Here is a 15,569-nt window from a genome sequence, read left to right as displayed (position 1 = left end):
TCAAACCATGGCTAAGCCTATTTCAATTGTGAGAAAACGTATTTTGACAGCAGAAGAACGGCAAAAACAATCCCTGGATCAACTGACTGCCGATCTTGCGGACAATGGGGCAGCATTGCAGAAGACACTTGAAATTGTACGGGAGCTGCACGACAGCGGTCTTCTCGAAGCAGCCCAGTCTATGCTAAAAGCCAAAGAAACCATCGCCAAAATCGCTGTAGGACAAGCGACGCGCAAGCCTGTGACGAACATGATCAATAATCTGATGGGTGCAGCAGGGATGCTGTCCGAGGTAGACCCCGGGCTGATGAAAAAACTGGCAAACAGCGTCACTACAGGTTTGAATGAAGCCGAAGAGCATCTAAAGCAGAATAAAAAGACGCGGCTGCGTGATCTTATGAAGGCCATGAATGACCCGGATGTAAACCGGGCAATGGGGTTCGGTATTCATTTTCTCAAAGGCATGGGAAAAGGTTTGTCTGATCAATAGCTTAATAGATGAATAGTTGGAAGACTACTAACCACATTCAATAAAAAGAGCTGGCTCCGTAAACGGGGACAGCTCTTTTTATTTACTTTTTATCCACTTGCAACAACGTCACCGTTTTATGAGAAACGGCATCTTTTATTTGCTCGTCTGCGATGACCTTAAGCTTTAGCAAGCTGGCAATTTTTGAAGAATCTGGTTTTGAAAACAAGCGCCATAGTTGAGGATCGGGCAATGCATCATACAATTTCGCATGATCGTATTCCTTGCGGTGCTGCTGTACAATCCTGACTCTGTAGTTGCCAATTTCCCAATCGGATACTTCCTGCTCTGCACAATGAGCGGTAATGTCATTACGCAAATCAGCCAGTTCGCCTTCAATTTCTTTTTGCTTTTGCTTTAACTGGTAATAGCGACGCACCTTGTTTTCCAATTCCATCACGCTCCTCTGCTTACATATGTATGTTGGCAGAAGCGTTTTAGGACAAGTTTTATCATGTCAGGATATAAGGTGTAACTGTAACTGACACAACATTTCCCGGGTAATGGTAACGTCGATGAATTGAGCCCTCATTATTCAAACTTTATTTAGGTACATTCGCCCCTGGAGTTACAGGTCCCGCTCCTTTGGACTCCCCCTTGCGCTTCATATAATTGGCCCAGTATGCCGTCAGAATTGGCACCAAAATAGAGGTCACTATGACCGAAGCGGCTACTAATGCTGTTGCAGATTGTGCAACAGGCAAAAATTCAGGTTTGATATTGGCAACAATGACTGGATTGGCTACCGCTGCACCTGCTGTGCTGGAGGCTGCAATTCCTGCCGTACCATTGCCACCACCAATATATTTGTCCGCCAGAATCAGCGGAATACCTGTAATGATAATGACAAAAATACCCAACAAAATACCTAGTACGCCTGTCTGAACAATAACACTCAGGTCAATGGAACACCCCAGTGCAAAACCGAAAAATGGAATCAGAGCCTGTGTCGCGTTTCCAAAATATTTACGGAAATCATGATCCAGATTGCCCAACATAAAGCCGACCAAAAATGGTAATACGGCACCGACAAATGTTTGCGGTTCAAAAACGGCCAGTCCGGTACTACCTAGAATAAGCATGGTCACCAGCGGGCCCGATTCCAGTGACATCAGCACAAATGCTCCTGCCTCTTCCTTGGAGCCATACTGCTGCATAATGGAGGCATAGAGCCCGCCGTTCGTCATATCCATAGCCGAGATCAGCGCCAGCACCGACAAACCTGCAAATAGCCCACTTTCTACGCCGCCAACAGGCAGCAATCTGGACGCTATGATCGCCACGACCCAGGCGACCGCGATTTTAGTCAATACGAGCGTTCCCGATTTACGCAATACAGTGCCTGTCGCTCGCACATCTATGGAAGCACCCATACAAAAAAACCACACTGCCAAAATGGGCACCGTACCGGTCATCAATCCCTTGGTAAAAGATCCAAAATAGTCGCCTGCCCATGGAGTAAACGTATGAAAAAGTGCGCCAATAAACAGCGGCACCAGCATAATGCCCCCAGGAATTTTATCGATATTTTGTTTGATTTTCATAACTTCATTCAACCCTTTCGTTTTTGCCAATGCAAAAACAAGGCCGTTTTACTTGCGGCTTAAGCCGAGTTCAGGAATTAATTTGGCGAAAGTATCATGACTATCCTTCAGTTGACGTGCGAATGCCTCTGCATCATGGACACGCAACCCTAACCCATGCTTCCGCATTTCCTCCCTGAATTCCTCATCTTTCGTCCCCTTGATCAGTGCATCCGCTAACGTTTGAGCCACCTCATTCGGTGTATCCTTGGGTACAGCCAGCCCTCTCCAAGTGCCGATAAAATGGACACGTAGCCCAGTCGCCTGCTGAAGTGTCGGCACTTTTGGAAACGCTTCCGAAACAGTGTCTGCTTGGATCGCCAGTATGCGAAGCTTCCCATCGTCCACGTATTTCTTTACTTCTGCGGGGCTGACGGGTACAGCATCCACGAATCCACTCATTAAAGCAGAAACTGCTGGGCCTGCTCCCTCATAAGGAATATGGGTAAAGCGGACTCCGCTTTTCTGCTCCAGCATCGCGGCAGCGAGGTGCCAGATGCTTCCTGTGCCTGCATTACCCATTTTCAGCTTGCCTGGATGGACCCTAGCATCCTCCAGAAATGCCTCCGCTGTCTTCCAAGGCGCATCCGCCCGAACCGTAATGGCAGAAGGGTCCATATTGGTTTGAAGCAGCGGCTTAAAACGCTCGTAGGTGATTGGTAGCAGTCCCAAATGTGGTAATGTAGTCAGTTCAGCGACCAGATACGTTACGGTATAACCGTCCGCCTGCGCCTCAGCTCCCTCCATCAGCCCGACAGAACCGCCGCCTCCTGTTCGATTAACGACGATGATCGGCTGCCCGAGATGCTTTTCGGCGGCTTTAGCCAACGCTCTTGCGGTAATATCTGTACCGCCCCCCGCCGCATATGGAACGACAAGCGTTACTGGCTTCGCAGGAAATATACGACTGTGATCCTGCAGGGTACGGTGATCCACATATTCACTGATACTCAAGGCAGAAAGCATAGCCACTCCTGCCGCAACCAGCACATATTTTTGCCATGGCTTTTTCTTCATTACGCTTCCTCTTCTCCAAAAATGAACTGGGCCCATCTTGCACCCGTTGTCACCTCCAACCTTTACGGACATATTGTTCACGCTTACATGAAGTCAATGTACCGCACCGTGGAGGTCCACATCTATCGCCTAATCCTCGTATTTATCTTCGATTTCACCAAAGCGCCGATCTTTTGACCGATCTGCATATTCATTAGAAGATTTGTTGATTTGTCTGAATTTCCCTGGGGTCACTTGTTTATACTTGCGGAATACACGAATAAAGCTGTTCTCATTTCGGTACCCGACCTGTTCTGCAATTTCACCAATTTTCAAATGCGTTTCACATAGCAATATGCATGCCTTTTTGACACGTAATCCAGTCAAATAATCGTAAACGGTACTCCCCGTTTCCTCCTTGAACATACTGCTCACCGAGGACACGCTCATGTGAACATGATCCGCAATTTCCTGAAGCCCGATGTTCAAATGCAGATAGTTTTCCATATAGTCGATCATCTCTTGTACGCGTACAAAATCTTTGGACTGTTGGCGTCCATGCCATTTTTCTTCAATATCAGTCAACATAATGGCCAGCAAAAGCTCAATGTCTTGAAGGTCTAGTGTCACAATCTGATTCCAATGATAATCAGCGAGCTGATCTGGCGGTGTCACACTCTGAGTGGTACACCATTTTAGCAAATCTTCCAGCAGTTCATGAACAAATAGGTAGACCTGGTTTGGAGATGTCCTATAGTGTCGAAGTTCTTCTACCCATTGGCTGACTAGCTTTGCACTTGCACCAGGCTTCTGTGACTCCACAGCACGAATCAGATCCACACGCCGATGGTCCAGTAATCTTGCATCCTGAGCCTGATCCTGTGAATGCACATCCACTATGCAATCCCATTTCACATTTATGTTGCTGCTCATATTCATATGTGAACGTCCATACCCCTCGTATAAACGTAAATTAAGCGCCTCTTTTCCTTGTATAAAAGACGCCCGTACCTCTTGAATATCTGTGACCTTATGGCCGATCCCTACCGAAATAGTCATGGGAAGATACTCCCCAACAACCTGAATTAGCCTGTCAACGCTCTTACGAAGCCATGTTCTCTCTTTGGCTGCTCCCTCTGCTCCAACTTCATATACACTCTCCCTGAGCTGCAGCAGGACAACCAGACCATTTTCCTCCTCTGGCGCACTGACTGCTTTCCACTGAGGCTCAAGCATCTCCAGCAAAATATTGTTCAGCGCATATTTGAGCAGCATTTTGTCCTCTTCTGGAAAGCTTGCGGTCCATATAGAATACCGATCAATCGACACGACCATAACAACCAAAGAAGTACGGTCCCAATCAGAAAAATACTGCTCCCATTTCGTACGCATTTCCTGTACACCCATTCTACGCTGGATGACATCTTCTATATATTTGGAACGCAGCTCCGGCAAGCTTCGCTCTACCACCAATGATTTGCGTTGAAATTCTCCAACCAACTTGCTAATCACAGGTTCCAGATCATACAATCCTCCCTGGCGCGTTCCCTTATTGCCTGAATTCAAGAGGCTATTAATTTTTTTCATGGGGCGAAAAGCGGCATAACTGTAATAGTAAACCGCTGAGCACCCAGCCAGGATAGAGATCAAAGCCAGCCACAGCATCATATTGCGCGCCAACTTTACATTTTTCAGCAGCTTGTCCATCGGCACGAGTGATACTAGACGCCACCCTGTGACATCGGAGAATGTCTGGTTCGCCATATATTCCATATCTCCAATTCCTACATAAGCGTAAGGATTCACATCCAGCTCTTTCAAAACCCTGCCCATCTCATTTAAGGGTAAGGACGATCTCAGCTTGGGATAGATCAGCTCGCCCTCCAGATCATAGACGTATTGCGAGTTGGATAAATGAATATACAGTTTGGAGAAAAAACGGTCGTAATCCAGATTGATTAACACTGCACCCATGACCTGTCCATTCTCGACTATAGGCCTAGCCAGCGAGAGCAGTTCTATCGTGCCATGCTGTTGATCCGTGCCATACCATCTTCGCTTAATCAGTAGCGGCTTTTTTTGGATGTTCTGAATCCAGGGAACCCAGGTTGTATCCGGTGCCTGGTTCCAATCGGGCAAATAACCATAATTGCTGGAGATGAGAGCATGATTCTCCAAAGAAATGACTTCAACCGAATAAATTTCTTCGCTCGAAGAAAGGGTTTTCAAATATTTCTGAAGCCGATCTATAACGGAAGCTTTGTTGGATACCGACTTTCCGTCCGTATGAATACGTATAAAAGACTCTACATCCGGATGATAAGCCGCATCCAGCGCCTTGTTATCCGACTCACGAAAAGCCTGATTGGTCACATCCAGATTGATTTGCAACAATTCTATATTAGGTGTGTTCAGCTCGGTATCCAAACCTTCACGGTATCTTGAATACGATAGCAAGCCGATTACGCTTATCACGAGCGACACGCACAGCGTGAGCAGCAGGATCAGTCTTGTCTGCTTATTTTTCAGTATCAAACGAAGCTTAAGTCGCAACATTCCTGTAACTTCATCCTTCCGGACTACGTTGTCCATCTTCCTCTTACTCTATATTAGATGACATATTACCTCTACATCTATTTGACGCATGAAGTGGAATTTCCTGCTTTTACAAATCAAACTTAACAGAAGTCACATCATTAAAAATAAAAAGAAGAAGTCTCCCTGTACAAGGTAGAACTTCTTCTTACGTGCTGCCTGCCTTCATTGGTCAGCAGCATAGGTATTCGTATTACAGTGTTTAGCTCGTCTTTTCCACCTGAAAACGATTCAGTTCCCGCTGCATCTCCTCGCGAATCTGGCGAAGCTCCTTTACCTTCTCAGCCGATTCCTCGAAGGAACGCTTCTGCTCCACCGTGGAAGCCGTAATCTCTTCACTGCCTGCGGCGGACTGCTGAGTGATTGCGCTAATATTCTCAATAGCTTGCTGCACCTGTACACTCAGTTCTCGCGATACATTCATGTCTATGGATAACTTGCTGACTTGGCCGGCAATTTGCTGCACTTTGCCACTAATCTCTCTAAACGATTCTCCGGTGGAGGAGGTTGCCTTCTCCTGCTCGCGGAACAGCTCCTGACTTTGCTCCACAGAAGCCTTCACCTTATCCATAGCCTGCGTGATCCCCTCAACAGCGGTATAAATTTTCTTTACAGCAGATTCAGATTGACTCGCCAGTTTTTTCACTTCATTGGCAACAACAGCAAAGCCTTTTCCCGCTTCACCCGCACGTGCAGCCTCAATCGACGCATTCAAGGATAAGAGCGACGTCTGGCTGGCAATTTCAGATACATAACCGGTCATAGTTGTGATCTCGGCTGCATTAGACTCCAGCTCTCTGACTGTTTGCTCCACTTCGGACATTGCTGAACGATTCTCCGCAACGATTCGCATTTGATCACTCATGACACGCGCACCCTGCTCAATGACACGCAAAGCATCCTCACTATACGCGGTGGATTGCGTGGTCTCCAGCAGATTTGATTCAAACTTCTGCTGCATATCATCCACCACGCCAACCGTCGATGACAGGTCCTCAGCAATTTTCTGACTGCCTATCGCAAGTTCCTCTGTTGATGTGCTGACTTGTGTCACAATTTCCTTCATGGCCTCATTGTGCTGATCAATATCCCGAGCCATCAGATCGACACGATTCCCCGCCTGATCAATGGAGAGTACAATGCTGCGCAAGTTCCCGATCATAACACGGAAAGATTCATTGAGCTCGTCTAGTTCATCTCGGCCCTTTGTTTGAGGAAGTTGAATGGTTAAATTCCCCTCGGCAATTTGCTTCGCTGCATCCGTTAACTTGCGGGTTCTAAGGGCAAGCTGCCTGGAGGTATATGTATTATATAGCCCGACCGCCACCAGAAGTAGAACTGCGCCTGTCAAGGCTAATTGCCAAGTAAAACGAATACTCTTGGTCAACTCTTCTGTGTATTGTTCGTAACGCGCCTTGGTCAGTAGATCCAGCATAAATACATCGTTCTGAATCCCCTGGGCACGCATGGCCTCTCGTTTGGATTCTGGGCTGTTCTGAGCACTCATCGCTTTTTCCGTTGCTGCTTTCAATTGGCTGAATTTTGTTTTAATCGTATCCAGTCGCTTTTGCTGTGCTTCGGTCTGCATCATGCCCTGTGAAAGCAAAGTAATCGTTTTTTCAGACTGAGTTAGCTGATTTTGCACATCGGCTTTGTTGCTCTCCGTCATGGAAGTAGAATAATTTTGCAGCGCCTGCCCCGACTGAATCAAATAGGCATTAAGTTGCTGTACATTCAACATAGCTGGAACAAGATTACTGCTTTGAGCGTTAATACGTAACAATTCAAAAATGATATAAGCTACTAAAGCCAGGCAAGCGATCAGGGAAATCATCGCGTTAAGCACCAGTTTACCTTGCAGTTTCATCAGCATTCATCCTCCGTTTGCGAAAATTTATTGGGTGGGTACAGTAAGTGTGCCGGATTTGATTTTTTCCATTAAATCATCCATCACCTTTTGCTGATCCGGATTCAGTGTCACGACACGAATAGGCGCCAAACCTATACCTTCTTCCGCAAGTCCAAACACCATATCCTTCTCCGTAAATTTTCTTTGATGATCTGCAAAGCCTTTGACTACTGTATAAATTGCAGTGTCTACATTTTTAATCATTGAGGTCACTACCGCTTTTTCCGCAATAAAAAACTGGTCGCTATCGACCCCGATGGCGAATTTATGCTGCTTCTGCGCTTCCTGTAATGCACCTACACCGGTTAGCCCTGCTGCTGCAAAAATGACATCAATCTGATTCTGGTTGATCATGTCATCTGCAATTTTCGTACCCAGCTCCGGCTTGCCAAAATCTCCTGCATACGTTGCCGTAACTTTCGCATTAGGTTTGACTGATTGCACCCCTGCACGATACCCAATTTCAAACTTTTTCAGCAGAGGAGATTCCGCACCTCCAAGAAAACCCACCTGTTCCGTACGACTCGTCAAACCGGCAACAACTCCGGCCATAAAACTGCCCTCTTCTGCTTTGAACGTAATGGAGGCCACATTCGGCAATTCCGATGTTTCATCCACGATTAAAAATTTACGGTCTGGATTCTTTTTGGCAACGGCCTCCAAACTGTCCTTCACCATATAACCCAACCCAATGATTAAATCTGCTTTTTCTTGAACAAGCTGATTAAAAGCAGCATCATACGTCTTGGTCTCAGTTATTTCCCGGTATTCAAAAACAATCTTCCCCTCATCCCGTGCCTTGACTAAACCTCGAAAAGCCGCGTCGCTGTAAGATTGGTCACCCAGACCAATATCTGACAGTACGATTCCCACCTTAATGGGTTCGGCCTTGGTTTGTACGTCTGATTGCCCACATGCACTTACCAATAATGCAAAAATCGTGACAATGGGAATCCACCTAAAAGTTAATAATAGAGCTCGTTTCTTCATGACATATCACCTCAACATAAAATGTAAATCCCCAACATCTTTATATCGGTTATAAAAGCATATTTTTTCATAAGAGTTTCTGTAAATTCATTGTTAATAGAAGTGTGATGTCTTTGTTTATTATGTAAAAAATGTATATTTTGCATTGTTTTTATTATACGAACTGTCTAAATTCATTTATTTCCGTTTATCTCGAAAGATTAAAGTGTAATTTCCATTGAAAAACCTAGGTATTTTGAAACTGAAACCATCACTCTATGTTGAAACTGAAAGGAGCTACATTTAGAATGACTTCAACAAATTCAATTCCGCAGCCTAAAACATATGGTCCCTTAGGAAATCTGCCCTTGATCGATACACATGCCCCTGTCCAGTCTCTGGTTAAGCTTGCTAATGAGCACGGTCCCATCTTTCGCATGGATCTGCCTGAAGGAACGAACATTTATATTTCCGGTCATAAGCTGGTCGCAGATGCTTGTGATGAATCCCGTTTCGACAAACAGGTGTGGGCTCCTTTACAAAAAGTACGAGCTTTTGCCGGAGACGGACTATTCACAAGCTGGACTGAGGAACCGAACTGGCGCAAGGCCCACCAAATATTGCTACCAAGCTTCAGTCAGCGGGCTATGAAGGGTTACCACAATATGATGCTTGATCTTGCTGTTCAGCTGGTACAGAAATGGTCTCGGCTCAATCCAGATGAAAGTGTAGAGGTACCGGAAGATATGACCCGGCTGACTTTGGATACCATCGGATTATGCGGCTTTAATTATCGTTTTAACAGCTTTTACCGCGACCAGCCCCATCCGTTCGTGACCAGTATGACACGCGCACTGGATGAAGCAATGGGTCAGTTGCAACGCCTCAATTTGCAAAACAAGCTGATGTTATCGAAGAAAAAACAGTTTAAACACGACATCGAAACGATGTTCTCTCTAGTGGACAGCATTATTCAAGAACGCAAAACCGTGGGCAACCAAGGTGAAGAGGATTTACTGGCACGTATGCTGGAAGGCAAGGACCCGGAAACAGGTGAAACGCTGGATGATGAAAATATCCGTTATCAGATCATCACCTTTCTCATCGCCGGTCATGAAACGACCAGTGGGCTTTTATCCTTTGCCATTTACTATTTGCTTAAAAATCCACGAACGCTAACTAAAGCCTATGAAGAAGTAGATCGCGTGCTCACCGATTCGCTGCCTTCCTATACTCAGGTGCGTGAGCTCAAGTACATAAGGATGATACTGAATGAAGCTCTGCGACTATGGCCGACAGCGCCCGCCTTCTCTCTCTTTGCCAAAGAAGATACACTGCTCGACGGAACCTATCCGCTTAAAAAAGGCGACAGTGTCAATGTACTCATCCCGAAACTGCACCGTGATACTGAGGCTTGGGGTGAAGATGTTGAGGAATTTAGACCGGAACGCTTTGAGGACCCATCCGTCATCCCACAAGATGCTTATAAGCCGTTTGGCAACGGTCAACGTGCTTGTATTGGACAACAGTTTGCCTTACAGGAGGCCACCCTTGTGCTGGGGATGGTACTGAAACATTTTGAGCTGATTGATCATACTCATTATGAGTTGAAAGTCAAAGAGACGCTCACACTCAAGCCTGAAGGCTTCACCATTCAAGTACGTCCGCGCAGCACACAGACTACCATCATGCTGCCAGGTGCCGCTCAAGAACTTCATGAAAAGGAGGAACAAAAAGTTGCAACCCCCCATGCCGAAAAGCATGATACTTCTTTGTTGTCTTTATACGGCTCGAATCTAGGTACAGCTGAGGGACTTGCAGGTGAACTAGCCGATTTAGGTCGGAATTGGGGTTTCAACAGCAGCATAGCAACTCTGAATGATCATGTGGACCATTTGCCTAAAGAAGGCGTGGTACTTATTACGACCGCATCTTATAACGGGCATCCGCCGGATAATGCGGACGCCTTCGTAGAATGGTTGAAGGAGGTAGATGAGGGACAATTGGCAGGTATAAGGTACGCTGTCTTTGGTTGCGGTGACCGGAATTGGGCCAGCACGTATCAGCGCATTCCAAGGATGATCGATGAACTGCTGGCTGCCAAAGGGGCAAAACGACTGTATGATCGCGGCGAGGGCGACGCTAGTGGTGACTTCGAGAAGGATTGGGAAGCCTGGAACCACGGCTTATGGCCGGAATTGCTGAATACTTTCGGGATAGAGCACAGTGGTACAGAACCACAGGATACCAGCAGTCTGAGCATAGAGTTTGTAAGCGACGTACTTAGCGCTCCTCTGGCGGCCAACTATGAGGCAGCTACTGCCATTGTTACCGTGAATCGTGAATTGCACGCTGCTGAAAGTGAACGCAGTACACGGCATCTGGAGATCCAATTACCAACCGGATTGTCCTACCGCGAGGGTGATCATCTGGGTGTTTTGCCGCGTAATCCTGCTTCGCTGGTGAATAGGGTAATGCAACGCTTTAAGTTACAGGATCAAGACTACATCGTATTGAGAGGCAGTGACCGGGATGCAGCGCATCTCCCCTTAGATCGGCCTGTCAGTGTAGGAGATTTGCTCACTCTCAGTGTGGAACTGCAAGAATCGGCAACCAGAGCCCAGCTACGGCAACTGGCATCCTTTACAGTGTGTCCCCCGCACAAGAAAGAAATCGAAGCTTTGCTAGAGGATACCACCTTTGATCAAGAGATACGAAAGAAGCGTGTCACGATGCTAGATATTCTGGAGAAGTATCCAGCCTGTGAGCTGCCATTTGAAAACTTCATCTCGCTGTTACCACCACTCAAGCCTAGATACTACTCCATCTCCAGTTCTCCGCTTGAATCGGAGAATTCGGCGAGTATAACTGTGAGCGTTGTGCGTGGACCAGCCCGTAGTGGAAAGGGCGAATACCTTGGTATTGCCTCCAATTATTTGGCACAGCTCCAGCCAGGTGATCCGGTTGTCATTTTTGTGCGAAAGCCTCAGTCTGGCTTCCGTTTGCCGGAAGACCCGACCGTGCCTGTCATCATGGTCGGTCCGGGTACTGGTGTTGCCCCATTCCGCGGATTTCTCCAAACACGCCATGTGCTTAAGGAGAGAGGAGAACAGCTCGGCGAGGCTCATTTATACTATGGCTGCCGTGATCCAAAGCTCGATTATCTATACAAGCAAGAGTTGCAAGCCTGGGAGCAGGAAGGAATCGTTACGGTTCATACAGCCTTTTCACGTCTGCCTGGTCAACCTAAAAGGTATGTACAGCACGTTATGAATGAAGATGCAGACACTCTGATTCACTTGCTTGATGAAGGAGCGCATCTGTATGTATGCGGTGATGGTAGCCGGATGGCCCCCGACGTTGAAGACACGCTCTGTGCGGCCTACGCGGATATACACCATACAAGTAAAGAAGAAGCGCAGCAATGGTTGGATCATCTCCAACAGGAAAAACGCTATGCCAAGGATGTCTGGACAGGCATCTGATGATAACGGTATATAAAGATCCATCATGTTAAAAATAAAAGGGACTGACTACCAGGCATCGATCTCGTTGGCTAGTAGTTCAGTCCCTTTTATGATTTGCTCTTGCTCCACCATTTGGAGGCAACCACGTCGGTTTTACTTTCTATACGTTCCATGACCTCCTCACGACGTTTGGCTTTGAACAGGTCAATCATATCCACCAAATCATTGCGGTCCAATAATTTAACCCCGTTGACAGCAGCAAGTGTTTTACAGGATTCCGTGTAACGTCCGGAGGTGATGATAACAGACTTATCGGCCGCATAATAACGCATGGAAGTATAAATTTCCTGTACAGCCCCCAAGCCGACCGGATGTTGTACAGCATAACGCTTGGCCTGAATTACGACTCTGGCGCCTTCACGGTCTGTAAATACCAGATCTGCTCCAAAATCGCGGCTGCTGGTTGTTTTATAAATGTCCTTATAGCCAAGTGCGGATAATAGCCGCTGCAAATAAAGCTCAAATTCCGAGCCATCCTCCATACGATCTATATCCTGAATTCCAATTTTACGCGGGTCCAGATCACGTAAAATCCGATTCCGACGACCACGTATCATCCCCCTGATGGTGAGCACAAGCAGTAATAGTAATACAATAAGTCCTATTCCTAATTCCTTATATGCCGATAATTGCTCCAGCAGCATTCCTCTTCCCCTTTTCTACAGCAGGTATGCAAGCGGTATATTCCTTAGTAGGCTTACCGTTACCACCTATCACACTGACACAGTTTTACACAAAAGCAACCCCGCCGAATTCGACGGGGCTGCCTTCATTTTATCTCAAAGTTGCCTACATTCTAAACTCCGCAATATTATTCACGATTCAGCAAAGATTCTCCTGCAATACCAGGCTGAGTCATCTGGTACGGGTCCAATATAATGTCCAATTCTTCCTCAGTTAGTACATTATACAGCAGACACAATTCACGTACCGATTTGCCAGTCGTAATTGCTTCGCGGGCAATGCGTGATACTACCTCATATCCGAGGTGCGGATTGAGCGCTGTAATAATACCTACGCTGTTCTCTACATATTCACGACACCGCTCCACATTTGCTTCAATTCCTTCCACACAATGAACACGGAAAACGTGGAAGCCCTGCTTCATAATTTCCAGCGATTGCAGCAAATTATAGACAAGTACAGGCTCCATCACGTTCAGCTCCAGTTGGCCCGCCTCCGAAGCCAAGCAAATTGTATGATCATTACCAATGACCTGAAAAGCAATTTGGTTAATGACCTCACACATCACTGGATTTACCTTGCCCGGCATAATGGATGATCCTGGCTGACGAGCAGGCAGACTCAATTCTCCCAGACCAGCACGAGGTCCAGAAGCCATCAAGCGGATGTCATTAGCCACCTTGGACATATTCATCATACAAATCTTTAAGGCAGCAGACACTTCGGTATAGGCATCCGTATTTTGTGTGGCATCTACGAGATGTTCATCTGCTTCCACAGGAAAGCCACTGACCTCAGCCAGTACCTCAGCGACACGCTGTATATATCGGCGGTCTGCGTTCAAGCCAGTACCCACCGCTGTTGCACCCATATTAATCGTTAGCAGGTGCTCCTTGGTCGCACGGACACGTCCGATATCACGGCCCAGTACACGCGCATAAGCCTGAAACTCCTGCCCTAATCGGATCGGTACTGCATCCTGCAAGTGAGTTCTACCCATTTTGATCACACTATCAAACTCATTGGCCTTGCGGGAAAATGCTTCCTGAAGCTCACTCATGGTGACTAACAGCTTATCAATCATACTTAATACAGCCAAATGTACGGCCGTAGGAAAAGCATCGTTTGTCGATTGCGCCATATTAACGTGATTATTAGGACTGATCTCCTGATAGTCTCCTCGCTGCTTGCCAATCAGCTCCAGCGCGCGGTTCGCAATCACTTCATTTGTATTCATATTAATGGACGTGCCTGCGCCGCCCTGAATCGGATCGACGATAAAATGATCATGCAACTGTCCTTGAATAATCTCGTCAGCAGCCTGAATAATGGCCTCTGCTTTGGAGCGATGTAGACGGGTTAGTTCCATGTTTACCGTCGCTGCTCCCTTTTTTACAATCGCCATGGCTTTAATCAACTCAGGATGCAATCGTTGGCCTGTAATTGGAAAATTTTCTTTTGCTCTTAGAGTTTGTACACCGTAATAAGCATCTGACGGCACTTCCTTGGTTCCTAAAAAATCATGCTCCAGCCTCATATTCTTTGATTCCTCCGCTGTGTTTGCTACGTTCTTCAATTCAGTACAGTCAAATGACAAAAAAGACCTTTTCGGATCTCCTCTTCATTATACGTTCCAATTCCCGTGCTTTACCAGTCGAATAAACGCGGAAAAAAGGTATGTAATCCTATGACAAGTTATGATTACCCGTAAATACCACGGTTATTCGGCAAATGCTCAGCTATAACTGGAATACAGATTTAAAGGCTTATAATAATATCGAGTGGCGTGCAGCTGACCATCGGCTGATTGAGCATAGTTCGGAATAACACCAGCTTCCACAAACCCGATCGACTCGTATAATCTATTAGAAGGATCTCCCACTCGCGTATCCAGTACCAGTAGAGTTCTATTCTGACGCACTGCCTCTTCTTCGGCTGCCTTCATTAACTGTCGTGCGATCCCAAGCCTGCGTCCAGACGGATGCACCATGAGCTTTGCAATTTCCGCACGATGTGTAGCGTTTGCTTTTTGGGCTAACTGAAGCTGAACCGTCCCAACAGGTACTCCGTCCTTCTCGGCAATCCACAGTACTACACCGTCCTCAAGCACACTGTTCCAATAAGCTGCTGCCTCCTGATACCCTAGGGGTGGTAAGAAACCTATAGATGCACCATCAGCAACCACGTCAATCAATAGCCGGCTTAGTGAATCTGACAATGTTTCGCTGAGCACTTGAACAGGGTATATTCTCACTTCGTTAGACATTGTAATTCCTCCTGATGAGTTCGATAACATGCAAGAAAGAAAGTAAACTATCTTTTTAGGACAGATTACTTCCCATCATACTTCGTTTACTTAATCACCCTTACTTCTATTACTGCTCTGCCATATAAAAGAACTCCCACAGATGACCATCCAAATCCTGAAAGCTCCATCCATACATAAAACCATGATCTTGAGGCTCATTTGAGGGTTTGCCGCCTGCTTCCAAAGCTTTGCGGACGATCTCGTCTACCTTTTCTCGGCTCTCCACCGAAAGAGCAACAATCGCTTCTGTGCTTTTCGTGGCATCTGAAATTTCCTTTGTAGTGAACGCTTTAAAACGTTCTTCAACCAATAGCATGACAAAAATATGTTCACTAACAACCATGCAGGTTGCATGTTCATCCGTGAACTGAGCGTTGAATTCAAATCCGATGGTAGTGAAAAAATCAATGGAGTGTTGCAGGTTTTTAACTGGTAAATTCACAAAGATTTGTTTAGCTGTTACTCCCAC

12 protein-coding genes are annotated in these 15,569 nt (G+C 46.3%); 2 read left to right on the top strand and 10 right to left on the bottom strand.

Features of this window, described 5'->3' with window-relative positions:
• Nucleotides 1-7: 7 nt before the first annotated feature.
• Nucleotides 8-490, top strand: a complete 483-nt coding sequence (locus C0638_RS15985) for a helical membrane plugin domain-containing protein (protein WP_013372254.1) — start codon at nucleotides 8-10, stop codon at nucleotides 488-490.
• Between the two features lie 82 nt (nucleotides 491-572).
• Here C0638_RS15985 and C0638_RS15980 read toward each other — a convergent pair whose 3' ends face one another.
• From C0638_RS15980 to C0638_RS15955, 6 genes are all read right to left on the bottom strand, one after another.
• Complete coding sequence (locus C0638_RS15980) at nucleotides 573-926, bottom strand: hypothetical protein (protein WP_013372255.1); 354 nt, start codon at nucleotides 924-926, stop codon at nucleotides 573-575.
• 145 nt (nucleotides 927-1,071) lie between these two features.
• Nucleotides 1,072-2,073, bottom strand: coding sequence for a 2-keto-3-deoxygluconate transporter (kdgT, locus tag C0638_RS15975; protein ID WP_013372256.1), 1,002 nt, complete (start codon nucleotides 2,071-2,073; stop codon nucleotides 1,072-1,074).
• Nucleotides 2,074-2,121: 48 nt separating this feature from the next.
• Nucleotides 2,122-3,129 carry a tripartite tricarboxylate transporter substrate binding protein gene (locus tag C0638_RS15970; RefSeq protein ID WP_058712012.1) on the bottom strand — a complete coding sequence of 336 codons (1,008 nt, stop codon included), beginning with the start codon at nucleotides 3,127-3,129 and terminating at the stop codon, nucleotides 2,122-2,124.
• 129 nt (nucleotides 3,130-3,258) lie between these two features.
• Nucleotides 3,259-5,700: an AraC family transcriptional regulator gene (locus C0638_RS15965; RefSeq protein ID WP_082689673.1), complete on the bottom strand. Its 2,442-nt coding sequence runs from the start codon at nucleotides 5,698-5,700 to the stop codon at nucleotides 3,259-3,261.
• 205 nt (nucleotides 5,701-5,905) lie between these two features.
• Nucleotides 5,906-7,570 carry a methyl-accepting chemotaxis protein gene (locus tag C0638_RS15960; RefSeq protein WP_040103257.1) on the bottom strand — a complete coding sequence of 555 codons (1,665 nt, stop codon included), beginning with the start codon at nucleotides 7,568-7,570 and terminating at the stop codon, nucleotides 5,906-5,908.
• 27 nt (nucleotides 7,571-7,597) lie between these two features.
• Nucleotides 7,598-8,602 (bottom strand): BMP family lipoprotein, encoded by a 1,005-nt coding sequence (locus C0638_RS15955; RefSeq protein ID WP_040103256.1) that lies wholly within the window; start codon nucleotides 8,600-8,602, stop codon nucleotides 7,598-7,600.
• 287 nt (nucleotides 8,603-8,889) lie between these two features.
• On the opposite strand from C0638_RS15955, the gene C0638_RS15950 reads away from it, so the two are divergent.
• The gene (locus tag C0638_RS15950) at nucleotides 8,890-12,066 is read left to right on the top strand and encodes a bifunctional cytochrome P450/NADPH--P450 reductase (RefSeq protein ID WP_058712013.1); all 3,177 of its coding nucleotides are present in this window, start codon (nucleotides 8,890-8,892) and stop codon (nucleotides 12,064-12,066) included.
• Nucleotides 12,067-12,155: 89 nt separating this feature from the next.
• Here C0638_RS15950 and C0638_RS15945 read toward each other — a convergent pair whose 3' ends face one another.
• From C0638_RS15945 to C0638_RS15930, 4 genes are all read right to left on the bottom strand, one after another.
• Entirely contained in the window at nucleotides 12,156-12,752 is a 597-nt protein-coding gene (locus C0638_RS15945; protein WP_025675907.1) for a restriction endonuclease, read from the bottom strand.
• Between the two features lie 167 nt (nucleotides 12,753-12,919).
• Entirely contained in the window at nucleotides 12,920-14,329 is a 1,410-nt protein-coding gene (gene aspA / locus C0638_RS15940) for an aspartate ammonia-lyase (protein WP_013372264.1), read from the bottom strand.
• A 198-nt stretch (nucleotides 14,330-14,527) separates the two neighbouring features.
• Nucleotides 14,528-15,058, bottom strand: a complete 531-nt coding sequence (locus C0638_RS15935) for a GNAT family N-acetyltransferase (protein WP_013372265.1) — start codon at nucleotides 15,056-15,058, stop codon at nucleotides 14,528-14,530.
• 109 nt (nucleotides 15,059-15,167) lie between these two features.
• The gene (locus tag C0638_RS15930; RefSeq protein WP_040103254.1) at nucleotides 15,168-15,569 is read right to left on the bottom strand and encodes a VOC family protein; all 402 of its coding nucleotides are present in this window, start codon (nucleotides 15,567-15,569) and stop codon (nucleotides 15,168-15,170) included.

Source organism: Paenibacillus sp. lzh-N1 (genome assembly GCF_002872435.1).
Lineage (GTDB): Bacteria > Bacillota > Bacilli > Paenibacillales > Paenibacillaceae > Paenibacillus > Paenibacillus polymyxa_C.
The sequence above is the reverse complement of the archived record's forward strand: the minus strand, read 5'-3'. Positions and strand labels throughout refer to the sequence as shown.